Here is a 23,374-nt window from a genome sequence, read left to right as displayed (position 1 = left end):
GACGTCACCAGCGGTAGTGGGCGAAGGCCTTGTTCGACTCGGCCATCTTGTGGGTGTCCTCGCGGCGCTTCACGCTCGCGCCCAGGCCGTTGCTCGCGTCGAGCAGCTCGTTCATCAGGCGCTCGATCATGGTCTTCTCGCGGCGCTGACGGGAGAAGGTGATCAGCCAGCGCAGCGCGAGGGTGGTCGCGCGGCCGGGCTTGACCTCGATCGGCACCTGGTAGGTCGCGCCACCGACGCGGCGGGACTTGACCTCGAGCGCCGGCTTCACGTTGTCGAGAGCGCGCTTGAGGGTCACCACCGGGTCCGTGCCGTTCTTGTCGCGGGCGCCTTCGAGGGCGCCGTACACGATCCGCTCGGCCACGGAGCGCTTGCCGTCGACCAGCACCTTGTTGATGAGCTGGGTCACCAGCGGAGAGCTGTAGACCGGGTCGGAGATCAGCGGCCGCTTCGGGGCCGGTCCCTTGCGGGGCATCAGCTCTTCTCCTTCTTCGCGCCGTAGCGGCTGCGAGCCTGCTTGCGGTTCTTCACGCCCTGCGTGTCGAGGGAACCGCGGATGATCTTGTAACGGACACCGGGGAGGTCCTTCACACGACCGCCGCGCACGAGCACCATCGAGTGCTCCTGGAGGTTGTGGCCCTCACCGGGGATGTACGCGGTGACCTCGATGCCGCTCGTCAGCTTCACGCGGGCGACCTTGCGGAGCGCCGAGTTGGGCTTCTTGGGCGTGGTCGTGTAGACGCGGGTGCACACACCGCGCCGCTGCGGGCTGCCCTTGAGCGCCGCGGTCTTCTGCTTCGCGACCTTGTCCTGCCGGCCCTTGCGGACCAGCTGCTGGATCGTTGGCATACGCCGGCTGCTTCTTCCATTCGAGTGCTCGTCGCCTTGGGGGCGTCGACCACTGTTTACCTGGTCCCTCTCTGCACCCGAGGTCGGGCGTGTCGTGCCCTTCCGGTGGAGCCCGGCGAGGGTCCGGCACGATCCCCAGGTCCGCAGGCGACATCCCAGGACGCCCCTACGAGTGGAGGTCACCGCGGCCGGCTGTCCAGCACGACTGGCGCGTAGGCACGCGGAGCGGCCCGACATGGGTCGGGCACGAGTACCAAAGATACCCCGGTCCAATCCCACGGGTCAAAACGGGTGGGTCCGGCGGCTTGACACGACCGCTCCCACCCTGCCGGCGGCACGCCCGCCAGACTGACCGGGTGAATCCCGACCTGGTCGAGGGCATGGCGGAGATCGCCCGCACGTACGTCGACAACACCGCGGAGCCGGGTTCTGTTCCCCTCGAGCCGGTGGTGCTGGCGGTGCGCGGCCCGGTGGTCGTAGCCCGAGTGGGTGACGTCGTGGTGAAGGCGCACGAGCCCGGCACCCCGGTGGAGCCGCTGCGCGCGCGGTTGGCGGTCGCCGCCGACCACCGGACGGGCGACGTGCTGCTGCCACCGCTCGGGCCGCCGGCGTTCGTCGGCGACCGGGTGGTGACGGTGTGGCCGTTCGGCACGCCGGTGCCGCAGGGCGAACCGGAGGAGCTGCCGATGGAGGCCGCCGGGCGGGTGCTCGCGGCGCTGCACCGGTTCCCGGCGGCCGACTTCCCCGGCGTGCCGGAGTCCGGCGCGTGGTCGCGGATGGTGCGCGCGGTGCGCGAGATGCCGTCGTCGCCGGTGGCGGACGTGGTGCTGCGGGCGTTCGGCACGCTGCCCGCCGCGCCGAGGGCGGGCTCGGCGGTGATCCACGGCGACTGGCACCTCGGCCAGCTGCTGTGGCGGGACGGGTGGCGGCTGATCGACCTGGACGACCTCGGCCGCGGCGACCCCGCGTGGGACCTGGCGCGGCCCGCGGCGCTGCTGCTGGCCGGCGTCCTCGACCCGGACACCTGGGCCCGCCTGCTGGACGCCTACGCCGCGGCCGGGGGCACCGCGGTGGCGCCGACCGACCCGTGGGCCGCGCTGGAGGTACCGGCGCGGGCGCTGGTGGTGCAGATGGCGGCGCGTGCGCTGACGGCTGCGGAGCGTGACGGCAAACGTTTGGACGACGCCCAGGATGCCCTGATCGAGGCTTGTGGTCGGATCGTCTCGACCCACGAACCGGTCACCCGCGGCTAATATCGCGGTCAACGCACCGAGAGCAGGAGGCTCAGACGATGCAGTGTCCCAAGTGTCATGCGAACATGCGCACCTACGACCGCATGGGCGTGCACATCGAGCAGTGCGACGGCTGCCGCGGAGTCTTCCTCGACTACGGCGAGCTCGAGGCCATCACCCGGTTGGAAACCCAGATGGCTCCCCCGCCCCCGCCCGCCGCGCACGCCCCGGCACCTGCCCCTCAGGTCCACTACGTGCAGACCCAGCCCGCGTGGGGTCACCAGCAGCACTACGGCGGCCACCACTACGGCCACCGCAAGCACCACGGGCTGTCCGGGCTGTTCTTCTCGTCCTGACGGGGTGCGGGCGGCTCCTCCGGGAGCCGCCGTTGCGACTACCGAGAATCCGGGTGATAATCGGTAGTCAGGGAGGTGCGCCATGTCGGTCGCCACGGAGGCCGCGTTGATCCGCGGCCTGTTCTCGCAGGTGGAGGACATCGAGGAGGTCGCGTCGTCGCTCTCGGAGGACGACGTGCGACGGCACAAGCTGACCGACGTGGTCAGCCGCGTGCTCTCCGGCGCGCCGCCCGTGCGCCCGGTCGTGGCGGGCGAGCTGCTCGACCTGACGGAGAAGACGGTCAAGGCCTGGGCGCGCGAGGGCGTGCTGGAGGTCGTGACGTCGGAACCCCGGATGCTGTTGGACGCCGTGCGCCTGCACGAGGTCGTCCACCTGGTGTCGGAGTTGCGCCGGGCGGGTCGGACGAGGGGTTTGCTGGACGAGGTGCACCGACGGTTGAGCGACGCGTCCCTGCTGGACCGCGAGGACCTGGCGACGAGTCTCGACCAGATGCACCGCGGCGAAGGACGCGTGGTCCGCTCAGCTTGATCGAAGTAGTCGAAACCCCGGTGGCGACGCTCCAGTCCGCCGGACTCAGAGGCCAGGCCCGGGTCGCCTACGACCGTTTCCTGGACGAGCTCTCCCACTCCGGTTGCGCCGCTCTCGGCTACCGGATCACCGGTCCCGAACCGCTGCCCAGGCTGTGCGTGAAGCACCTGCGCGGCCCGGACCGGGTGGTGGTCGCCTTCCCCTCGCCCGACACCGCGTGGGTCCTGCTGGTGGGCGCGCACGACGACGACCCCGGCCGGAACCTCTACGACGCGCTGTACGAACTGGCGGGCGTCGCGCCGGCCCTCAACGAACGTCGCACCAAACCACCGTGCTGCGCCGACGGCGGGCCACCGCTCGCCGACGCCGACCTGGTGGACGACCTGGTCGCGCGGGCCAGGTCCCTGGCCAAGTCCCGCCGCCGCGCGCTCTAGCCCCTCGAACGGCCGGAGGCCCCGGGGGCGATTGCCCCGGGGCCTCCGGTCGGTGGATCAGCCGATCACGGACTTCAGCGGTAGTCGCGGCCGAAGTCGTAGTCGTCCAGCGGGACCGCGGCACCCGTGCCCGTGCCGAAGACGTCCGGCGTGTAGTAGCCGTCGTCGTAGCTCGGGATCGCGTAGGCCGCCGCGCGGGCCTCCTCGGTGGGCTGCACCTGGATGTTCCGGTACCGGTTGATGCCGGTGCCGGCCGGGATCAGCTTGCCGATGATCACGTTCTCCTTCAGGCCGATGAGCTTGTCCGAGCGGCCGTTGATGGCCGCGTCGGTCAGCACCCTCGTGGTCTCCTGGAAGGAGGCCGCCGACAGCCACGAGTCGGTGGCCAGCGACGCCTTCGTGATGCCCATCAGGACCGGACGGCCGGCCGCGGGCTCGCTGCCCTCGGCGACGGCGCGGCGGTTGCCCGACTCGAACTCCGCGCGCTCGACCAGCGAGCCCGGCAGGAACTCGGTGGCACCCGAGTCGATGATCGTCACCCGGCGCAGCATCTGCCGGACGATGACCTCGATGTGCTTGTCGTGGATCGCCACACCCTGGGCCCGGTAGACCTTCTGGACCTCCTGCACCAGGTGCAGCTGGGCCTCGCGGGGCCCCATCACGCGCAGCACCTCGTGCGGGTCGGGCGTGCCCTCCAGCAGCTGCTGGCCGACGGACACGTGGTCGCCGTCCTGCAACGGGCCGGTGGCCGTGTTGGCCAGGCGCTGACGCTTCGACAGCTTCTCGAAGAGGATCTCCTCGGACCCGTCGTCCGGGATGAGGGTGATCTTCCAGAAGCGGTCGCCGTCCTCGATCCGGACGCGGCCGTCGACGTCGGCGATGGGCGCCTTGCCCTTCGGCACGCGGGCCTCGAAGAGCTCCTGCACACGGGGCAGACCGGTCGTGATGTCGTCACCGGCCACACCACCCTGGTGGAAGGTGCGCATCGTCAGCTGCGTGCCGGGCTCACCGATCGACTGCGCGGCCACGATGCCCACGGCCTCGCCGACGTCGACCAGCTGGCCGGTCGCCATCGAACGGCCGTAGCACGAGGCGCACACACCCACGGCGGACTCGCAGGTCAGCACCGAGCGGACCTTCACCCGGGTCACGCCGGCCTCGACCAGCGTGGCCAGGGCCGGGTCGCCCAGGTCGTCACCGCGGTTGAGCACGGTGTTGCCACCGGCGTCGGTGATGTCCTCGGCGATCGTGCGGGCGTAGACCGACGTCTGCGCGAACTCCGCCAGGCCGACCTTGTCGCCCTGCCGCTCGCCGACCGTCATGTTCACGCCGCGCGAGGTGCCGCAGTCGACCTCGCGGATGATGACGTCCTGCGACACGTCCACCAGACGACGGGTCAGGTAACCCGAGTCGGCGGTGCGCAGCGCGGTGTCGGCGAGGCCCTTGCGGGCGCCGTGCGTGGCGATGAAGTACTCCAGCACCGACAAGCCCTCGCGGAACGAGTTCTTGATCGGACGCGGGATGTACTCGCCCTTCGGGTTCGTGACCAGACCGCGCATGCCCGCGAGGGAGCGGACCTGGGTCATGTTGCCCGCCGCGCCGGACTTCACGATCACGCGGATCGAGTTGTCCTCCGGGAAGTTGGCCTCCATGGCCTCGGCGACCTCTTCCGTCGCCTTGGTCCACACCTTGACCAACTCGCTGTTGCGCTCGGTGTAGGAGAGCTGACCGCGCTGGTAGCGCTTCTCCACCGCGTCGGCGAGCTTCTCGTACTCGTCCAGGATGTCCTGCTTGGACTCCGGCATGAGCACGTCCGAGATCGCGACCGTCACGCCGGAGCGGGTGGCCCAGTGGAAACCGGCGTCCTTCAGCTTGTCCAGCGTCCGGGCGACGGTGACCATCGGGTACCGCTCGGCCAGGTCGTTGATGATCGTGGCCTGCCGCTTCTTGGGCATGACCTCGTTGATGAAGGCGTAGTCCTGCGGCAGGATCTCGTTGAACAGGACCCGGCCGAGGGTGGTGTGGGCCAGCCACGGCTGACCCGGCTCCCAGCCCTCGGGCTCCTCGCCCTTGGGCGGGTTCTTGTCGTAGATCCGGATCTTGGCCATGGCCTGGAGACCGAGGACCTTGCGGTCGAACGCCATCTGCGCCTCGGCCGGCGAGGAGAACGCCAGGCCTTCGCCCAGGTCGTCCTCGCGGTGCCGGGTCAGGTGGTACAGGCCGGTCACCATGTCCAGACGCGGCATGGCGAGCGGCTTGCCCGACGCGGGCGAGAGGATGTTGTTCGACGACAGCATCAGCACGCGGGCCTCGGCCTGCGCCTCGGCCGACAGCGGCAGGTGAACCGCCATCTGGTCACCGTCGAAGTCGGCGTTGAACGCCTCGCAGACCAGCGGGTGCAGCTGGATGGCCTTGCCCTCGACCAGCTGGGGCTCGAAGGCCTGGATGCCGAGGCGGTGCAGCGTGGGCGCGCGGTTGAGCAGCACGGGGTGCTCGGTGATGACCTCTTCGAGCACGTCCCACACGGCCGGGCGGGCCCGCTCCACCATGCGCTTGGCCGACTTGATGTTCTGCGCGTGGTTGAGGTCCACCAGGCGCTTCATCACGAACGGCTTGAACAGCTCCAGCGCCATCTGCTTGGGCAGACCGCACTGGTGCAGCTTGAGCTGCGGGCCGACCACGATGACCGAACGGCCCGAGTAGTCGACGCGCTTGCCGAGCAGGTTCTGGCGGAACCGGCCCTGCTTGCCCTTGAGCAGGTCGGACAGCGACTTGAGCGGACGGTTGCCCGGACCCGTCACCGGCCGGCCGCGGCGGCCGTTGTCGAACAGCGCGTCGACGGCCTCCTGGAGCATCCGCTTCTCGTTGTTGACGATGATCTCGGGCGCGCCGAGGTCGATCAGTCGCTTGAGGCGGTTGTTCCGGTTGATCACGCGGCGGTACAGGTCGTTCAGGTCGGACGTGGCGAAGCGGCCACCGTCGAGCTGCACCATCGGGCGCAGGTCCGGCGGGATGACCGGGACGCAGTCCAGGACCATGCCCTGCGGGTTGTTGCGGGTCGCCTGGAACGCGGCGACGACCTTGAGGCGCTTGAGGGCGCGGAGCTTCTTCTGCCCCTTGCCGCTGCGGATGGTCTCCCGCAGCACGTCGGCCTCGGCGTCCACGTCGTAGTCACCCAGCAGCTTCTGGATGGCCTCGGCGCCCATGGCGCCGGTGAAGTAGTCGCCGTAGCGGTCGTACAGCTCGCGGTAGAGCATCTCGTCCGCGATCAGCTGGGCGCGCTCGAGCTTGGTGAAGGTGGACCAGATCTCGTCCAGCCGGTCCAGCTCGCGCTGGGCGCGGTCGCGGAGCTGGCGCATCTCCCGCTCGCCGCCCTCCTTGACCTTGCGGCGCACGTCGGACTTGGCGCCCTCCGCCTCCAGCTCGGCCAGGTCGGCTTCCAGCTTCTGCGCGCGGCCCTCGACGTCCGCGTCACGGCGGTTCTCGACGCGCTTGCGCTCGACCTGCATCTCGCTGTCCAGCGTCGGCAGGTCGTTGTGGCGCAGCTCGGTGTTCACGCCCACGATCACGTAGGCCGCGAAGTAGATGATCTTCTCGAGGTCCTTCGGGGCCAGGTCGAGCAGGTAGCCCAACCGGCTGGGGACGCCCTTGAAGTACCAGATGTGCGTGACGGGCGCGGCCAGTTCGATGTGGCCCATCCGCTCGCGGCGCACCTTGGCACGGGTCACCTCGACGCCGCAGCGCTCGCAGATGATGCCCTTGAAGCGCACGCGCTTGTACTTGCCGCAGTAGCACTCCCAGTCCCGGGTGGGACCGAAGATCTTCTCGCAGAACAAGCCGTCCTTCTCGGGCTTGAGCGTGCGGTAGTTGATGGTCTCGGGCTTCTTGACCTCGCCGAAGGACCACTGGCGGATGTCGTCCGCGGTCGCGAGACCGATGCGGAGCTCATCGAAGAAGTTGACGTCGAGCACGTCTACTCTCTTCCCCTTTTTGTTTCGGTGTGCACAGGAGCTGGCGGTGAGGCCGCCGGGAGCGCGGTGAGGCGTTCCCGGCGGCCGGCGAGGGTCAGTTGACGACGTCGTCCACGGACGGCGACTCGGACCTCGACAGGTTGATGCCGAGGTTCGCGGCCGCGCGTTCGAGGTCTTCGTCGTCGCCGTCGCGCATCTCGATCGCGGCGCCGTCCGAGGACAGCACCTCGACGTTGAGGCACAGCGACTGGAGCTCCTTGAGCAGCACCTTGAAGGACTCCGGGATACCCGGCTCCGGGATGTTCTCGCCCTTGACGATGGCCTCGTAGACCTTCACGCGGCCGAGCACGTCGTCGGACTTGATGGTGAGCAGTTCCTGGAGCGTGTAGGCGGCGCCGTACGCCTGCATCGCCCAGCACTCCATCTCACCGAAGCGCTGACCACCGAACTGCGCCTTACCACCCAGCGGCTGCTGCGTGATCATCGAGTACGGGCCGGTCGAACGCGCGTGGATCTTGTCGTCCACCAGGTGGCCGAGCTTGAGGATGTACATGTAGCCGACCGAGACCGGGAACGGGAACGGCTCGCCGCTGCGACCGTCGAGCAGGGTGGCCTTGCCGTTCGGCTTGACCATCCGCTCGCCGTCGCGGTTGGGGAGCGTCGCGCCCAACAGGCCCATCAGCTCGTCCTCGCGGGCGCCGTCGAACACCGGGGTCGCCGTCTTGGTGCCCGGGTCGACCTCGTAGATGTCCTCGGGCAGGTTCTTCGCCCAGTCCTCGTCGCCGTTGACGCTCCAGCCCTGCTTGGCGATCCACCCGAGGTGGGTCTCCAGGACCTGGCCGATGTTCATACGACGCGGCACGCCGTGCGTGTTCAGCACGATGTCGACCGGGGTGCCGTCCTCGAGGAACGGCATGTCCTCGACCGGGAGGATCTTGCCGATGACGCCCTTGTTGCCGTGCCGGCCGGCGAGCTTGTCGCCGTCCTGGATCTTGCGCTTCTGGGCCACGTAGACGCGGACCAGCTCGTTCACGCCGGGGGGCAGCTCGTCGTCGTCCTCGCGGCTGAACACGCGGATGCCGATGACCTTGCCGTACTCGCCGTGCGGCACCTTCAGCGACGTGTCGCGGACCTCGCGGGCCTTCTCGCCGAAGATGGCGCGCAGCAGGCGCTCCTCCGGGGTCAGCTCGGTCTCGCCCTTGGGCGTGACCTTGCCGACCAGGATGTCGCCCGGCTGGACCTCGGCGCCGATGCGGATGATGCCGCGCTCGTCCAGGTCGGCCAGGACCTCCTCGGAGACGTTCGGGATGTCCCGGGTGATCTCCTCGGCGCCCAGCTTGGTGTCGCGGGCGTCGATCTCGTGCTCCTCGATGTGGATCGAGGTCAGGACGTCGTCCTGCACGATCCGCTGCGAGAGGATGATCGCGTCCTCGTAGTTGTGGCCCTCCCACGGCATGATCGCCACGAGCATGTTCTTGCCCAGGGCCATCTCGCCGTTCTCGGTGCACGGCCCGTCCGCGATGACCTGGCCGTGCTCGACCCGGTCGCCCTCGTTCACGATGGGCTTCTGGTTGATGCACGAGCCCTGGTTCGAGCGGCGGAACTTGTGCAGCGCGTAGGTCTGCCGCGACGCGTCGTCGGCCATGACCGTGACGTAGTCGGCGGAGATCTCCTCGACCACACCGGCCTTCTTGGCCACGACCACGTCACCGGCGTCGACCGCGACGCGCAGCTCCATGCCGGTGCCGACCAGCGGCGACTCGCTGCGCAGCAGCGGGACGGCCTGGCGCTGCATGTTCGCGCCCATCAGGGCGCGGTTGGCGTCGTCGTGCTCCAGGAAGGGGATGAGCGCCGTCGCGGCGGACACCATCTGGCGCGGCGAGACGTCCATGTAGTCGACGTCCGACGGGTCGATGAACTCGACCTCGCCGCCCTTCTTGCGGACCAGGACGCGGTTCTCCACGAAGTTGCCGTCGTCGTCGATCTTGGCGTTCGCCTGCGCCTTGACGTAGCGGTCTTCCTCGTCGGCCGTCAGGTAGTCGATCTGGTCGGTGACCCGGCCCTCGACCACCTTGCGGTACGGCGTCTCGATGAAGCCGAACGGGTTGACCCGCGCGAACGACGAGAGCGAGCCGATCAGGCCGATGTTCGGGCCTTCCGGCGTCTCGATCGGGCACATGCGGCCGTAGTGCGACGGGTGGACGTCGCGGACCTCCATGCCGGCGCGCTCACGGGACAGACCGCCCGGACCCAGCGCCGACAGGCGGCGCTTGTGGGTCAGACCCGCGAGCGGGTTGATCTGGTCCATGAACTGCGACAGCTGCGAGGTGCCGAAGAACTCCTTGATCGCGGCCACCACGGGGCGGATGTTGATCAGGGTCTGCGGCGTGATCGCCTCGACGTCCTGGGTCGTCATCCGCTCGCGGACGACGCGCTCCATGCGGGAGAGGCCGACCCGGATCTGGTTCTGGATCAGCTCGCCGACGGTGCGCAGGCGGCGGTTGCCGAAGTGGTCGATGTCGTCGACCTCCACCGGCACCTCGGTCTCGCCCGGCTGCATCGACGTCTCACCGGCGTGCAGGCGGACCAGGTACTCGATCGTCGTGACGATGTCGTCCTCGGTCAGCACGCCCGTGGTGATCGGGGTGGCCAGACCCAGCTTCTTGTTGACCTTGTACCGGCCGACCTTGGCGAGGTCGTAGCGCTTGTCCTTGAAGAACAGGTTCTCCAGCAGGGCCTGCGCGGACTCCTTCGTCGGCGGCTCGCCCGGGCGCAGCTTGCGGTAGATGTCGAGCAGGGCCTCGTCGGTGCCCGCGGTGTGGTCCTTCTCCAGCGTCGTGAGCAGCGTCTCGCTGAACGAGAAGCGCTCGCGGATCTGCTCCGTCGACCAACCGAGGGCCTTCAGCAGCACCGTCACCGGCTGGCGACGCTTGCGGTCGATGCGGACACCCACGGTGTCGCGCTTGTCCACGTCGAACTCGAGCCACGCGCCCCGGGAGGGGATGATCTTGACGCTGAACACGTCTTTGTCGGTCGTCTTGTCGATCGCCGTGTCGTAGTAGACACCGGGCGACCGGACGAGCTGGGACACCACCACGCGCTCGGTCCCGTTGATGATGAACGTGCCCTTGTCGGTCATCATCGGGAAGTCACCCATGAACACGGTCTGGCTCTTGATCTCGCCAGTCGTGTGGTTGGTGAACTCCGCCGTGACGAACAACGGGGCGGCGTACGTCATGTCCTTGTCCTTGCACTCCTCGGTCGAGGCCTTGACCTCGTCGAAGCGCGGGTCGGAGAAGGAGAGGGACATCGAGCCGGAGAAGTCCTCGATGGGGGAGATCTCGTTCAGGACCTCCTCGAGGCCGCCCGTGGGGGCCTCGTCACCGGCGTCGACGCGGCGCTGGAACCAGGCCTCGTCTCCGGTGAGCCACTCGAACGACTGGATCTGCAGGTCGAGCAGGTTGGGCGTCTGAAGCGGCTCGTGGATCTTCGCGAACGAAACCCGCTTCGGCGCTCCGGGGATCCCCGACGTGGAGTTGGTCGCAGCAGTGGCCTTGGTCGCGCGAGAGATCGCCAAGATGCGTCCTTCCAGGGACAGGTAGCTGGCTAGTCAGCGGAACTAGCACGGCTGTCAAGGGTGCGGCGATGCCCGGCAATCCAGCTCTCGGCGAAGGGCAAACGGAAAGAGGGCAGCGCAAAGGGGCAGTCTAGCTACGCGCACGCCAACTGTCGAGAGGCACCTGGAAGGACCTTCCTCGTGTTCAACGACAGAGTGACCCCGCCGACGCCCGCAGTCAAGATGCCACGCACTGATCACCCCTGTGGCGCAAACCGCGTTCACCGCGAGTAACGGCCGTGACCAGGGCAAACTCCGGGGTGTTCCGCCTCGCGAGGCGTTGACCTGCCCCGGAAGCCGCGAACCGACCCCCGTTCGGGCCGCAGCCACCGGGCCAAGAAAAAGTGACGGACGTCACGTTGTAAACGATCAAAAAGAGCGCACCGGGGTCCTGAGTGGACGCCCGGCGGCTCACCCGCACCGGGCGAGGGACGCCGACTGGTCCGCGGTCGACCCGAACATCTCCATGTTGTCGACCTTCCACCGGTCGCCGGCCTTCTCGGCGCCGACCCGCATCATCGCGATGCCGCCGCCGCTCTGGTTGTCCGTCGTGCGGGTGGTGACCTGGTCGATGAACAGCAGGACGGTGGCCCGGCCGTCGTCCAGCGAGGTCACGCCGCTCGACACGGCCTTCACCGTGACCACCAGCTTCTGCTCGGGCGCCAGCGTGCGCACCGGCTCGAAGATCGCCTCGTACTGGCACTTGGCCTTGCCGACCAGCAGGTCGGCCGCGGCCTTCTCGGTGGCGGAGACGTCGGCGAAGTTGTACGAGAAGGCCTTCTCCACCGCGTCCCTGACCTGGCCGGACACCTCGGTGGTGGCGGCGCTGTCCACCAGGGCCCGGTTGTACCGCACGTCGCCCGCGCGGCCCTGGAACCAGACGCCCAGGCCCACCAGCACGGCGGCCAGCACCAGCAGGGACACCGGCAGCAGCAGCCCGCGCCGGGTCGGCTCCTCCCCCACCACCTCGACCGGGAGCGGTTCGGCGGCCTCGGGCCCGGGCTTGCGCCTGGGCTTGGGCGACGGGGCGTCGACCGGCTCGGGCAGCGGGGCGTCCCGGCGGCGTCGACCGGTCGGGCGCGGCTTGGCGGCCGGCTCGTCGGGGTCTTCCGGCTCGTCCGGGTCGGTGGAGTCGGCCGGTCGGTCGGATTCGGCCGGCTCGACGGGCTCGACGGGCTCGGTCGGCTCGGTCGGCCGAGGGGGGTCCGTCTCCTCGACGGCCGCGGGCGCCGCGGTGGTCGGGGTCGGGTCGGCCGGCTCGGCGGGCGGGGTCACGACGGGCGGGTCGGTCGGTCGCTTGCGCAGGCCGGCCACGCGGGGGCGGCCCGTCGGGGTGGACGGGACGGGACGGCGTCGGGCGGGAGGCACGGGGGTCCACTCTCCTAATCAGGCGCCGCCGGCCAGGACCGGCCCCAGGGCGCTGAGCTTCCAGCCGCCGTCGGTGCGGGTCAGGTCGGTCTGGTAGCGGTTGACCTTCTTCACCGACGCGGCGCCCTCCGGGGTGACCGTCGTCTCCACGACGGCGATCAGGTGGGCCTTGCCCGCCCGCGCGTCCAGGTCGGTCACGGCCGCGTCGAGCACCCGGCTCACGGTGACCGTCTTCGCGTCCTCGATCTGCTTGCGGCGCGAGTCGCGGGAGTTCTCGATCTCCGACCGCAGCCCGCCGGTCGAGGAGTCGAGCCAGCGGTTCAGGTCCTCGTCCACCTTCTTGTAGTCGAGCGTGGTGAAGTTCGCGATGCCGACCTGGCCGACCCGCAGCACCTCCTCGCGCTCGTGCGCGAACTCGACCGAGTCGCTGCGCGTGGCGCCCCACCAGGACACGCCGGCCCACACCGCGTACCCGGCCGCGAGCACCGCGAGCACCACGGCGACCGGGGTCACCCACCGTCGGACGTTCATCACCCTCCTCAGCCCGGCAGCCCGAGCAGCTGGCCGAGGCTCGTCAGCACCGGCACGTCGGCGGCGGGCCTCGAGGTCGACTCCTGACCCGGCTGCGACGTCTCGTCGCCCTGCGGCGTGGTGGGCGTGCCACCGTACGGCGCGTTCTGCGAGCCGCGCACACTGGTGGCACTACCCCTGGCGAGCGCGCAGTACGCCTGCGTGTTCAGGGCCTGCGGCGTGGTGTCGGTGCCGGAGCGGATCTTCGTCCCCTCGTAGCCGACCGTGCACGGCGGCGGGTCGAACACGTTCAGGGCCAGCCCGAAGTGCGCGGTGCCGTCGCCCGCGGCCACCGAGAAGCCGCCGCCGACCGCGATCGGGTAGGTGACCGCGATCTGCTCGAGGCCGTCGAGCCTGGTCACCAGGATGTTGCCGGTGGTGAGCAGGTTCGCGAACACCACACCCAGGTTCGGCCCGCTCTCGTCCAGCAGCGCGGACACCTGCTCGGCGGCCTGCGGCGCCACCGCGATCAGCTGCCGGATGTCCCCGTCGGACTTCTTCAGCTGCTCGGCGAGCTGCCGCAGGTCACCGCTGAACGACCGGATCGCGCTGCCCGAGGCCACCTGCGTGCGCAGCACGACCACCCCGCTGTCGAGCAGCGACTTGGTCTGCGGCAGGTGCTGCGTGGCGGCGGCGGTGAACGACCGGGTGTTGTCCAGCAGCACCTGGAGGTCGGGCCCGGTGCCGTCGAACGCCAGGTCCAGCTCGTCCACCACGGTCCGCAGCGAGTCCGTCGGCACCGACTTCGCGAACGCGTCGAGGTTGCCGAGCAGGGTGTCCACCGGCGGCGGGATCCGGGTCGCCGATTTCGGGATGACCGACCCGGCGGCCAGGTACGGCCCGTCGACGCCGCGCGGCCGCAGGTCCACGAACTGCTCGCCGACGGCGGACCGGTTCGCCACCACGGCCTCCAGGTCGGCGGGGATCGCCGGTGCGTCCGGGTCGATGCCGAGGTCGACCTCCAGCCCGTCCGCGGTCAGCCGCATCGCGCCGACCCGGCCGACGGCGACACCCCGGTAGGTGACCTCGGCGTTGGTGAACACGCCGCCCGAGTCGGCCAACTCCATCGTCACCACGTACCCGGACGAGCCGAACACCCGGCCGAGACCCGCGTACTTCGCGCCCACGTAGCTGACGCCCAGCAGCGCGATCAGCACGAAGGCGCCGATCTGGAGCTTGATCTTCCGGGGGATCACCCGCGACCACCTCCCAGCAGGCCACCGAGCAGGTCGCCGAGCCCGGGCGTGGTGCCGAGCTGCGGCAGCGGCAGGTTGGGCAGCGGCAACGGCAGCGACGGCGCGTTGCCGGTGATGCCGGGCAACGACGGGATCGCGCTCTGCCGGGACCGGCCGAGGTTGTCCGCGATGGTGCCCAGGTTCAGGTCGATGTCGGCGTACAGGTTGGTGTAGTCGCCCTTGATGCCGTCGACCGCCGAGTCCGGGAACGGGTAGGTCAGCAGCAGCTCGAACCCGTTGGGCAGGTTGGTGCCCGCCTCGGCGAGCTTCTGCAACGTCGGCGCCAGCGCCTTGAGGTCGGCCACGATGTCGTCCTTGGACCGGTTCACCGTGTCCACCGCGACGTCGGAGAGCTTGTCCAGCGACTGGAGCAGCGTCACGAGCTGGGTGCGCTGGTCGGACAGCACCTTCAGGCCCGGCTCCAGCCCGTCGAGCACGCCGGTGATCTGGTCGCGTTGCGCGTTGAGCGTGCCGCCGAGCCGGTTGACCCCGTCCAGGGCCCGGGTGATCTCGGCCTTGTGCTCGTCCAGCTGCCCGACCAGGGTGTCCACATCGGACAGCAGCGACCGGATCTCCGGCTCGTTGCCCTCCAGCGCGGCGCTGAGCTCCTTCGAGATGTTCTGGAGCTGCGCGATGCCGCCGCCGTTGAGCAGCATGGACAGCGCGCCGAACACCTCCTCGACCTCGGGGTTGCGGTTGGTCCGCTCGACCGGGATGGTCGCGCCGTCGGTCAGCGTGCCCTGCTCCTGGCCGGTGGCCGGGTTGCCCAGCTCCACGTACTTCTCGCCGAGCAGCGCGGACTGGCGCAGCTTCGCGACCGCGTTGGCCGGCAGCGTCACCGAGCCGTTCACCAGCAGCGTGACCTCGGCGGTCCAGCCGTCCGGGCCGAGCCCGATGCCCTCGACCCGACCCACCGGCACGTCGTTCACCTTGACCCCGGCCTGCGGCACCAGGTCCAGCACGTCCTTGAACCGCACCTTCACCCGGTACGGCCGGTCGCCCACGTCCGCGCCGCCGGGCAGCGGCATGTTGTAGACGCCGTCGAACCCGCCCGAACCGCAGCCCGCCAGCAGGAACGCGACGAGCACCACGACGAGCCGCCTCATTGCGGCACCCCCGCGAGCGGCAGGGGCAGCGGCAGCCTGCCCTGGTTGAGGTCGGTGATGACCTCGGCCGGCGTCTTCAGCGGCACCGCGCCGGACAGGATCGGGGCCAGCTGGTTGCACGTCTGGGACAGCACCTGCGGCACCTTCCCCGGCTCGACGGACTGGATCAGCTTGCAGATCAGCACGATCGGCGGCTGGTTCAGCTCGTTCAGGTCAGCGCGGACGTCCAGCGTGCCGGACGCCGCGTTGTAGGCGTTCTGGAGGTTGCCCAGCGCGAGCGGCGCGACGTCGAGGGTTTCGGCGAGCGCGGCCCGCTGGTCGACCAGGACCTGGGTGATGCCCGCCAGTTTGTCCACATTGGACTTGACGGCGCCCCGGTTGTCCTTGATGAACCCCTGGATCGCGCCCAGCGCGGTGGCCAGCTCGGTCAGCGCCGCGCCGAGGTCGTCCTTCTCGTCGGCGAGGAACTTCGCGACGTCGGCGAGCTGCCGGTTGAAGTCCCGCACCTGACCGTCGTTCGCGGCCAGCATGCCGGTGAACCGCGACAGGTTGTCGATCGTGCCGAACAGGTCGTCCTTCGAGCCGGACAGGGTGCGGGTGGCGTCGCCGAGCTGCTTGATCGTGTCGCCGATCGCCCTGCCGTTGCCGTCGAGGTTCTTCGCGGCCGAGGTCAGCAGGTCCGACAGCGCGCCGTTCTTGTTGGCACCGTTGGGTCCCAGCGCCGTGGTGAGCTTGTCCAGGCTCGCGTACAGCTCGTCGAGCTCGACCGGCGTCGCGGTGCGCTCGCGCGGGATCGTGGCGCCGTCGCCGAGCGTCGGCCCGGACGAGTACGCCGGCGACAGCTGCACGTACCGGTCCGACACCACGCTGGGCGCGACCACCACGGCCTGGGCGCCGGCGGGCACCTTCACGGCGCGGTCGAGCGACAGGGTGACCCGGACCTGGGTCCCCTCCGGTCGCACGTCCTCGATCTCGCCGATCCGCACGCCGAGCACCCGCACGTCCGAGCCGGGGTAGACGCCGACCGCCGCGCCGAACAGCGCCGTGACCTTGCGGGTGCCCGCGCCGTCGAACGCCCACCACATCGCGGTCGCCGCGACGAGCGCCAGCACGACCGCGATCACCACGGCCCGACCCAGGTCACGTCCCGCGCGCGTGGTCGCCATCAGTTCCCCTTCTGCACGCCGGGGGGCAGGCAGCCCTCTTCGTTGAAACCGATCACGCCGAGGTTCACCGACGGGGGCAGCAGGCCGCAGATGTAGGTGTCGAACCAGCGGCCGTTGCCCAGCGTGTTGGCGAAGACCCGGTAGAACGGGGCCAGCAGGGCGAGACCGCGGCCGAGCGCGTCCTGGTTGCGCTGCAACATGGTGGTGACCCGGTCGAGCTGGTCGAGCGCCGGCTTGAGCTGCGCGGTGTTGTCCGCGACCAGCCCGGTCAGCTGCCTGGACAGCTCGCGGGTCCCGCCCAGCAGCGCGGTGATCGCGTCCTTGCGCTTGCGCAGCTCGCCGAGCAGCAGGTTGCCGTCCGCGAGCAGCTTCTCGAACTGGTCGTTGCGGTCGGCCAGGGTTTGGCTGATCTGCTTGGTGCCAGCCAACAGCTGCGCGAGCTGGTCGTCCCGCGAGGAGATCGTCTTGGACAGCGCGGAGAGACCGTCCAACGCGCCGCGCACGCTGTCCGACGAGCCCTCGAACGTCTGGGACAGCACCTGGAAGCTGTCCGCGAGCTGGTTGGTGTCGATCTGGCCGACGGTCGTGGCGAGGCCGTTGAACGCCTCCTGCACGTCGTAGGGCGCGAGCGTGCGGTCCTTCGGGATCGGGTCGCCGGGGTCGAGCGGCCGCGACCCCTGCGGGTCCAGGGCCAGGAACTTCTGCCCCAGCAGGGTTTTGATCCGGATCATCGCGGTGCTGCGGTCGCCGACCCAGGCGTCCTTGACCTTGAACGAGACCACGACCCGGTCGTCGACCAGCCGCACCCGGGTGACCTTGCCGACCTTCACGCCCGCGACGCGCACCTCGTTGCCCGACACCAGACCCGCGGCCTCGGAGAACTCGGCCGAGTACGTCGTGCCGCCGCCCACGATCGGCAGGTCGTCGGAGTAGAACGCGGCGAGCAGCAGCAGCGCGATGACGGTGAGGCCGACGAGGCCGACGGTGACCGGGTTCCGTTGCGGTTTCACGGGCGGCACCTCGGCTGGGTCACGGGCAGGGCGGTGATCGGGATCGGGGTGGTGATCAGCGGCGGCACCGCGACCTTGCCCGAGCCCTCGCACAGGAAGAAGTTGAACCACGAGCCGTAGGAGGCGGTGCGGGAGAACGCCTCCAGCTTGTTCGGCAACCGCTGGATCACGCCCTCCACGACGGACTCGTTGTCCGCCAACGTCTGCGACACCAGCCCGAGGTTCGCGATGCTCTCCTTGAGCGGCCGCCGCGACTGGTCGACCAGGTCCGCGGTCGTGGTGGTGAGATCGCCCAGCGCGCTGATCGCCTCGCCGATCGGCTCGCGGTCCGCGGCCAGCCCGGTGGTCAGCTCCTGGAGCGTCGAGACCAGCGTGGACACCTCGTCGGTGCGCGCGTTCACGGTGTCCAGCACCGAGTTCAGGTTGGCCACGACCTCGCCGATCACCTGGTCCTTGGCCGCGAGCGTCGAGGTCAGCGAGGCGGTGTGGCGCAGCAGGCTGTCGATCGTGCCGCCCTCGCCCTGCAACACCTGGACGATCTCGCCGGACAGCTTGTTCACGTCGTCCGGGTTCAGCGCCTGGAACAGCGGTTTGAACCCGTTGAACAGCACGGTCAGGTCGAGCGCGGGCTTCGTGCGCGCCAACGGGATCGTGTCGCCTGCCTTGAGCACCGCGTTCGGGTCGCCGACGCCCTGGTCGAGCGAGACGTACCGCTGCCCCACCAGGTTCCGGTACTTGATGGTCGCCGTGACGCCGGCGGGCAGGGTCCGACCCTCCTCCACCGAGAAGTCGACCTCCGCGACCCGCTTGTCCACCACCCGGATCCCGTCGACCTGACCCACCCGGACGCCCGCGATCCGCACGTCGTCGCCCTCGTTGAGCGCGGTGACGTCGGTGAACCTGGCCTTGTAGCCGGTGGCGGCGGCGAAGTTGCTGTTGGAGATGGTGATCGCGAGCAGCGCGGTGGCCAGGACCGTGACCACGGCGAAGATCGCGAGCTTGACCAGCGGCGCGACGAGGGACCTCACGCGGTCACCTCCGCGCCCCGGTACAGCGGGCCGAGCAGCAGCGCGGTGAAGCTCGGCATCTGCTCCGGCGTGGCACCGAACTGCGGCGCGAGCAGCGCGGACAGCATCGCCTGCTCCTGCGGCGAGTTGGCCGTGCCCATCTCGTTCACCGCGGACGGCGAGGTGGTGCCGTACGCGGTCGCGGCGGGCAGCACGCCGTCGTTCGCGACCCGGGCGGCGGGCGGCGAGGACGAGCCGTCCTTCACCGCGCCCTCCGGCGGGTACTGCGGGAACGGGTTCGGCCGCGGCACGAGGTCGTAGCAGCGCGGCCCGCGCTTGTCGGCGTACTCCGGCTCGTCCTTGTTCGGCTCGTACTTGCCGCGGTTGGCGGTGATCTCCAGCGTGATGTGCAGGCCCGGCTCGTCGGTGCCCTTGCCGAACGCCTGGTCGATCACCGGCTTGAACTCGGTGAGCTGCTTGAGCAGGCACGGGTACTCGGGCGCGTACTTCGCGAGCAGCTGCAACGTCGGCCGGCTGACGTCGGCGAGCCGGATCAGGTTGTTCTTGTTCACGGTGAGGAACGTGTTCAGGTCCATCGAGGTCGTGGTCAGCGAGCCGTAGAGGGTCAGCAGGTTCTGCTTCTGGTCCACGAGGGTCCGGCTGGTGACGGTCGCGTCGGTGAGCGCCTGGAGCAGGTCGGGCGCGGCGTCGGCGTAGACGTTCGCGACGTCCGCGAGCCGGGAGATGCCCTCCTTGAGCGCGGGCAGCTGCGGGTTGAGCTCGCCGAGGTACCGGTCCAGCCGGACCAGGGTGTCGCCGAGCGGCTTGCCGCGGTTCTCCAGCGCCTGGGACACCGCGGTCAACGTGGTCGCGAGCTTCTCCGGCTGCACGGCCTGGATCACCGGCATCAGGTCGTCGAGCACCCGTTCCAGCTCGATCGCGCTGCTGGAGCGGTCCTGCTCGATGACCGCGCCGTCGGTGATCGGCGTCGTGGACTGCCTGGGCAGCACCAGGTTCACGTACCGCTCGCCGAACAGGGTTTTCGGGAGCAGGCGCGCGGAGACGTTCGCCGGTATCTGCCCGACCCGCGCCGGGTCCAGCGCGAGTTCGAGCTCGGCGCCGTCGCCGGAGGTGCGGATCGCCTTCACCGCGCCGACGACCAGGCCGCGCACCTTCACGTCCGAGTCGACCAGGAGCTGGTTGCCGACGTGGTCGGTTTTCAGCACGACCTTCACGCGTTCGGTGAAAGCGTTGTCGTACAACGCGATGGTGAGGCTGAGGAAGAGCGCGATCACCGCGAGGAAGACCACGCCCAGCAGCCGGCGGCGGATCACGGCGCGCCTCCCGCGCGGTGGGGACGTCGGCGCGTCATCCGGCGATCCTCACCGTCGTGGTGGTGCCCCAGATCGCCAGGCTCAGGAAGAAGTCCAGCAGGCTCGTGGTCACGATCGCGGTGCGCACCGCCCGACCGACCGCCACGCCGACGCCGGCCGGGCCGCCGCTCGCGCGGTAGCCGTAGTAGCAGTGGGTCAGGATGATCACGACCGCGAACACCAGCACCTTGAGGAACGACCACAGCACGTCGATCGGTGGCAGGAACAGGGTGAAGTAGTGGTCGTAGGTGCCCGCGGACTGGCCGTAGAACTCGACGGTGATCAACCTCGCCGCGAGGTAGGAGGTCAGCAGGCCGATCACGTACAGCGGCACGATCGCGACGAAGCCCGCGATGATCCGGGTGGTGACCAGGAACGGCAGGCTGGGGATGCCCATGACCTCCAGCGCGTCGATCTCCTCGGAGATCCGCATCGCGCCGAGCTGCGCGGTGAAGCCGGAGCCGACGGTGGCGCTCAGCGCGAGACCCGCCACCAGCGGCGCGATCTCCCGGGTGTTGAAGTAGGCGGACACGAAGCCCGCGAACGCCGACGTGCCGATCTGGTTGAGCGCGGTGAAGCCCTGGAGACCCACGACCGTGCCGGTGAACACCGACAGGCCGACCATCACGCCGATCGTGCCGCCGATGACGGCGAGCGCGCCCGAGCCGAAGCTGACCTCGGCCAGCAGGCGCAGCGTTTCGCGCAGGTAGCGGGTGAGCGTGCGCGGGGTCCACGCCAGGGCGCGCAGGTAGAACCACAGCTGGTCGCCGAAGCCGTCGAGGATCTTCAGCGGCGCGTTGGCCGCAGCCCGGGCGCGGTCGCCGATGGTGGCCACGTCAGCTCCCCTTCGCCGGGACGACCTGGAGGTAGATCGTGGTCAGCACGAAGTTCACGAAGAACAGCAGCAGGAACGTGATCACCACGGCCTGGTTCACCGCGTCGCCGACGCCCTTGGGCCCGCCGGACGGGTTCAGCCCCCGGTAGGCCGCGACGATGCCCGCGATGAAGCCGAAGATCAGGGCTTTCAGCTCGCTGATCCACAGGTCGGGAAGCTGGGCCAGCGCGCTGAAGCTCGCCAGGTACGCGCCGGGGGTGCCGTCCTGGAGGATCACGTTGAAGAAGTAGCCGCCCATCACGCCGACGACGCTCACCATGCCGTTGAGCAGCACGCTCACCAGCATCGCGGCCAGCACCCGCGGCACCACCAGGCGCTGGATCGCCGAGACGCCCAGCACCTCCATCGCGTCGATCTCCTCGCGGATGGTGCGCGAGCCGAGGTCGGCGCAGATCGCGCTGCCGCCCGCGCCCGCGATGAGCAGCGCGGTGACGATCGGGCTGGCCTGCTGGATGATCGCGAGCACGCTGGCCGCGCCGGTGAACGACTGCGCGCCGATCTGCCGGGTCAGGCTGCCGATCTGGAGCGCGATGACCGCGCCGAACGGGATCGAGACCAGGGCCGTGGGCAGCACCGTGACGCTGACGACGAACCAGCACTGCTGGATGAACTCGCGCAGCTGGAACGGGCGGCGGAACGTGTTGCGGACGACGTCGGCGCCCAGCGCGAACAGGCGTCCGGTCTCCCGCAGGGCGCCCGCGCCCGGGAAGGCGGCCGGTGCGGTCACCGCGGACCTCCCTGCCGGGGCCACGGGCTGGGGCGGTGCGCGGTGTCCGGCGCGGTGTCCGGCGCGGCGTCGGGTGTCGTGGGGTGGGGCGTGGTGGGCGCGCCGACCAGGTAGTGGCGCTGTTCCTCCGGGGTCAGGCTCGCGATGATGCCCTGCTGCGCCTGGGGAGGCAGCGTGTGGATGATGCTCATGACCCGGTCCTTGCGGCGGCGGACCGCGCCTCGGGGCGGGAGGCCCGGGGTCGGTTCGAGCTGCGGCACCACGCCGCGCACGTCCTCGTCCGGCGGGCCGTCGGCGTGGCCGGCGTCGCGGTGGGCGAGCTCGGCGGCCATGGTGGCCTGGTCCTTCTCCTCGGACATGCCGATCGGGCCGATGCGGCGGCCGTTGAGGAACTGCTCGACCACCGGTTCGTCACTGGTCAGCAGCACCTCGCGCGGGCCGAACATGATCAGTTCGCGGCGGAACAGCATGCCCAGGTTGTCCGGGACGGTGCGGGCGACGGTGATGTTGTGGGTGACGATCAGGATCGTCGCGTCGATCTGGGAGTTCAGGTCGATGAGGAGTTGGCTCAGGTAGGCGGTGCGGACCGGGTCGAGACCCGAGTCCGGCTCGTCGCACAGGATGATCTCGGGGTCCAGCACGAGGGCCCGAGCCAGCCCGGCCCGCTTGCGCATGCCGCCGGAGATCTCGCCGGGGAGCTTCTTCTCCGCGCCGACGAGGCCGACCATCTCCATCTTCTCGAGGACGATCCGGCGGACCTCGGCCTCGGTCTTGCGGGTGTGCTCGCGCAGCGGGAAGGCGACGTTGTCGAACAGGTTCATCGACCCGAACAGCGCGCCGTCCTGGAAGAGGACGCCGAAGAGCTTGCGGATCTCGTAGAGGCGGTGCTCGGAGCAGCGGACCAGGTCCGTGCCGTTGATCTCGATCCTGCCCTTTTCCGGCTTGAGGAGGCCCACCAGGGATTTCAGGAAGACCGACTTGCCGGTGCCGGAGGGGCCCAGCATGACGCTGACCTCGCCTGGGGGGAGAGTCAGGGTGACGTCCCTCCAGATGGTCTGCTTGCCGAAGGACTTCGTCAGGCCCTCGACGACCACCTCGACGCCCATCGCACCTCCAGGTCACCGTCGACCCCGTTGCCCAACCTGTTGCCGGCAACCTTCGACCGGCACTCGTCGCGGCTCGCGAGGAGCCGTCACCTCATGCGCAACGAGGCTGCCGCGCCATGGTTACTCACGAGTTAGGTAGTGGCGGTAACAGCCTCATAACGGTGTTCGCCTCCCGGTCGACGCCTGGTCGTCACCTCGTGCCCACTCTGCGTCCTTCCCCACCTCGGCGCACCTTCATCGGGGGGGGCGGTGGGGGTAGTGGGTGCGTCCGGCGGGGTGGCTGTGCGCAGGGGGTGCGGTGGGCGCGTGGGGGTGTTGAGCGCGAGGGGTGTAGTGGGCGCGAGGGATGCGGTGGGCGCGAAGGGTGCGGTTGTCCACAGGGGGTGCGGTTGTCCACAAGGCCGGTCGCTTGGCTGTCTCGCTGCGGTTTCGCATGGGAGAATTGTGTTGGGGGCCGGAGGCGTGGCCCGCCGATTTTTGTGTTTTTTGGGGCCTGGCCGAGTTTGAGGGAAATCTTTTCAAGCGTTGCCCGGTGAAGGGTGGCGTGTGTTTTTGGGGTGCGGCCGGCGGTTCAGGGGTGGCGGGCTTTTCAAGCGTGTCCTCGCCGGACGGGCAGGCCTCCGGGGAGGTAGGGCGTTGCGTGTTCTCCCCGTATGGCCTGCCTGAGGCAACCACATGCGTCAAGGGGGCCGTTTTTGAGTTTGGCCGGCGGTAGCGCTGAATGTGCCCCCTTGACACATGCGGTTGGGCTTCGCCCAGGCCATACGGGGAGAACACGCCAGGCTTGGCCTGTGTAAAAGCAAAAGCAAAAGAGGCGGCACCCT

At 69.7% G+C, this 23,374-nt stretch carries 19 protein-coding genes; 4 read left to right on the top strand and 15 right to left on the bottom strand.

Annotation, left to right across the window (positions count from 1 at the left end; all coding sequences use genetic code 11):
* Positions 1 to 4 precede the first annotated feature (4 nt).
* Positions 5 to 475, bottom strand: coding sequence for a 30S ribosomal protein S7 (gene rpsG, locus AB0G50_RS20935; protein WP_360111025.1), 471 nt, complete (start codon positions 473 to 475; stop codon positions 5 to 7).
* Positions 475 to 849: a 30S ribosomal protein S12 gene (gene rpsL / locus AB0G50_RS20930; RefSeq protein ID WP_030473471.1), complete on the bottom strand. Its 375-nt coding sequence runs from the start codon at positions 847 to 849 to the stop codon at positions 475 to 477. The genes rpsG and rpsL overlap by 1 nt, the downstream gene beginning before the upstream one ends.
* A 356-nt stretch (positions 850 to 1,205) precedes the next feature.
* On the opposite strand from rpsL, the gene AB0G50_RS20925 reads away from it, so the two are divergent.
* The 4 genes from AB0G50_RS20925 (at position 1,206) to AB0G50_RS20910 (ending at position 3,400) form a co-directional block, all read left to right on the top strand.
* Positions 1,206 to 2,102, top strand: a complete 897-nt coding sequence (locus AB0G50_RS20925; RefSeq protein WP_360111021.1) for a phosphotransferase — start codon at positions 1,206 to 1,208, stop codon at positions 2,100 to 2,102.
* Between the two features lie 38 nt (positions 2,103 to 2,140).
* The gene (locus AB0G50_RS20920) at positions 2,141 to 2,437 is read left to right on the top strand and encodes a zf-TFIIB domain-containing protein (protein WP_360111018.1); all 297 of its coding nucleotides are present in this window, start codon (positions 2,141 to 2,143) and stop codon (positions 2,435 to 2,437) included.
* 82 nt (positions 2,438 to 2,519) lie between these two features.
* Positions 2,520 to 2,966, top strand: a complete 447-nt coding sequence (locus AB0G50_RS20915) for a hypothetical protein (protein ID WP_360111015.1) — start codon at positions 2,520 to 2,522, stop codon at positions 2,964 to 2,966.
* Positions 2,963 to 3,400 (top strand): hypothetical protein, encoded by a 438-nt coding sequence (locus tag AB0G50_RS20910; protein WP_360111012.1) that lies wholly within the window; start codon positions 2,963 to 2,965, stop codon positions 3,398 to 3,400. Before AB0G50_RS20915 ends, AB0G50_RS20910 begins: the two co-directional genes overlap by 4 nt.
* 74 nt (positions 3,401 to 3,474) lie before the next feature.
* On the opposite strand, the gene AB0G50_RS20905 is transcribed toward AB0G50_RS20910, so the two are convergent.
* The 13 genes from AB0G50_RS20905 to AB0G50_RS20845 form a co-directional block, all read right to left on the bottom strand.
* Positions 3,475 to 7,371 carry a DNA-directed RNA polymerase subunit beta' gene (locus tag AB0G50_RS20905; protein ID WP_360111009.1) on the bottom strand — a complete coding sequence of 1,299 codons (3,897 nt, stop codon included), beginning with the start codon at positions 7,369 to 7,371 and terminating at the stop codon, positions 3,475 to 3,477.
* A 94-nt stretch (positions 7,372 to 7,465) separates the two neighbouring features.
* Positions 7,466 to 10,948: a DNA-directed RNA polymerase subunit beta gene (locus tag AB0G50_RS20900; protein WP_360111006.1), complete on the bottom strand. Its 3,483-nt coding sequence runs from the start codon at positions 10,946 to 10,948 to the stop codon at positions 7,466 to 7,468.
* Between the two features lie 450 nt (positions 10,949 to 11,398).
* Positions 11,399 to 12,355, bottom strand: coding sequence for a hypothetical protein (locus AB0G50_RS20895; RefSeq protein ID WP_360111003.1), 957 nt, complete (start codon positions 12,353 to 12,355; stop codon positions 11,399 to 11,401).
* 18 nt (positions 12,356 to 12,373) lie between these two features.
* The gene (locus AB0G50_RS20890; protein ID WP_360111000.1) at positions 12,374 to 12,886 is read right to left on the bottom strand and encodes a hypothetical protein; all 513 of its coding nucleotides are present in this window, start codon (positions 12,884 to 12,886) and stop codon (positions 12,374 to 12,376) included.
* 8 nt (positions 12,887 to 12,894) lie between these two features.
* Entirely contained in the window at positions 12,895 to 14,121 is a 1,227-nt protein-coding gene (locus tag AB0G50_RS20885) for an MlaD family protein (protein WP_360110997.1), read from the bottom strand.
* Positions 14,118 to 15,266, bottom strand: a complete 1,149-nt coding sequence (locus AB0G50_RS20880) for an MCE family protein (protein WP_360110994.1) — start codon at positions 15,264 to 15,266, stop codon at positions 14,118 to 14,120. Before AB0G50_RS20880 ends, AB0G50_RS20885 begins: the two co-directional genes overlap by 4 nt.
* Complete coding sequence (locus tag AB0G50_RS20875; protein WP_360110991.1) at positions 15,263 to 16,432, bottom strand: MCE family protein; 1,170 nt, start codon at positions 16,430 to 16,432, stop codon at positions 15,263 to 15,265. Before AB0G50_RS20875 ends, AB0G50_RS20880 begins: the two co-directional genes overlap by 4 nt.
* Positions 16,432 to 17,442: an MCE family protein gene (locus AB0G50_RS20870; protein ID WP_360110988.1), complete on the bottom strand. Its 1,011-nt coding sequence runs from the start codon at positions 17,440 to 17,442 to the stop codon at positions 16,432 to 16,434. Before AB0G50_RS20870 ends, AB0G50_RS20875 begins: the two co-directional genes overlap by 1 nt.
* A complete protein-coding gene (locus AB0G50_RS20865) occupies positions 17,439 to 18,470 on the bottom strand; it encodes an MCE family protein (protein ID WP_360110985.1) in 1,032 nt (343 codons plus the stop codon). The genes AB0G50_RS20870 and AB0G50_RS20865 overlap by 4 nt, the downstream gene beginning before the upstream one ends.
* Positions 18,467 to 19,783: an MCE family protein gene (locus AB0G50_RS20860; RefSeq protein WP_360110982.1), complete on the bottom strand. Its 1,317-nt coding sequence runs from the start codon at positions 19,781 to 19,783 to the stop codon at positions 18,467 to 18,469. Before AB0G50_RS20860 ends, AB0G50_RS20865 begins: the two co-directional genes overlap by 4 nt.
* A 34-nt stretch (positions 19,784 to 19,817) precedes the next feature.
* Complete coding sequence (locus tag AB0G50_RS20855) at positions 19,818 to 20,657, bottom strand: ABC transporter permease (protein WP_360110979.1); 840 nt, start codon at positions 20,655 to 20,657, stop codon at positions 19,818 to 19,820.
* Position 20,658: 1 nt separating this feature from the next.
* Positions 20,659 to 21,444 carry an ABC transporter permease gene (locus tag AB0G50_RS20850; protein ID WP_360110976.1) on the bottom strand — a complete coding sequence of 262 codons (786 nt, stop codon included), beginning with the start codon at positions 21,442 to 21,444 and terminating at the stop codon, positions 20,659 to 20,661.
* Entirely contained in the window at positions 21,441 to 22,550 is a 1,110-nt protein-coding gene (locus AB0G50_RS20845) for an ATP-binding cassette domain-containing protein (RefSeq protein WP_360110973.1), read from the bottom strand. Before AB0G50_RS20845 ends, AB0G50_RS20850 begins: the two co-directional genes overlap by 4 nt.
* Between the last annotated feature and the right edge of the window lie 824 nt (positions 22,551 to 23,374).

Origin of the sequence: Actinosynnema sp. NPDC020468 (assembly GCF_040642015.1) — a bacterium.
In the GTDB taxonomy this organism is placed as follows: Bacteria; Actinomycetota; Actinomycetes; order Mycobacteriales; family Pseudonocardiaceae; genus Actinosynnema.
Note: the sequence above shows the minus strand (reverse complement) of the source record. Positions and strands in the feature narration are given on the sequence as shown.

Bases quoted from the DNA above. Each gene is read 5' to 3' on its own strand.
- rpsG (WP_360111025.1), bottom strand. From the start codon at position 475: ATGCCCCGCAAGGGACCGGCCCCGAAGCGGCCGCTGATCTCCGACCCG.
- rpsL (WP_030473471.1), bottom strand. From the start codon at position 849: ATGCCAACGATCCAGCAGCTGGTCCGCAAGGGCCGGCAGGACAAGGTC.
- AB0G50_RS20920 (WP_360111018.1), top strand. From the start codon at position 2,141: ATGCAGTGTCCCAAGTGTCATGCGAACATGCGCACCTACGACCGCATG.
- AB0G50_RS20915 (WP_360111015.1), top strand. From the start codon at position 2,520: ATGTCGGTCGCCACGGAGGCCGCGTTGATCCGCGGCCTGTTCTCGCAG.
- AB0G50_RS20890 (WP_360111000.1), bottom strand. From the start codon at position 12,886: ATGAACGTCCGACGGTGGGTGACCCCGGTCGCCGTGGTGCTCGCGGTG.
- AB0G50_RS20880 (WP_360110994.1), bottom strand. From the start codon at position 15,266: ATGAGGCGGCTCGTCGTGGTGCTCGTCGCGTTCCTGCTGGCGGGCTGC.
- AB0G50_RS20875 (WP_360110991.1), bottom strand. From the start codon at position 16,432: ATGGCGACCACGCGCGCGGGACGTGACCTGGGTCGGGCCGTGGTGATC.
- AB0G50_RS20845 (WP_360110973.1), bottom strand. From the start codon at position 22,550: ATGGGCGTCGAGGTGGTCGTCGAGGGCCTGACGAAGTCCTTCGGCAAG.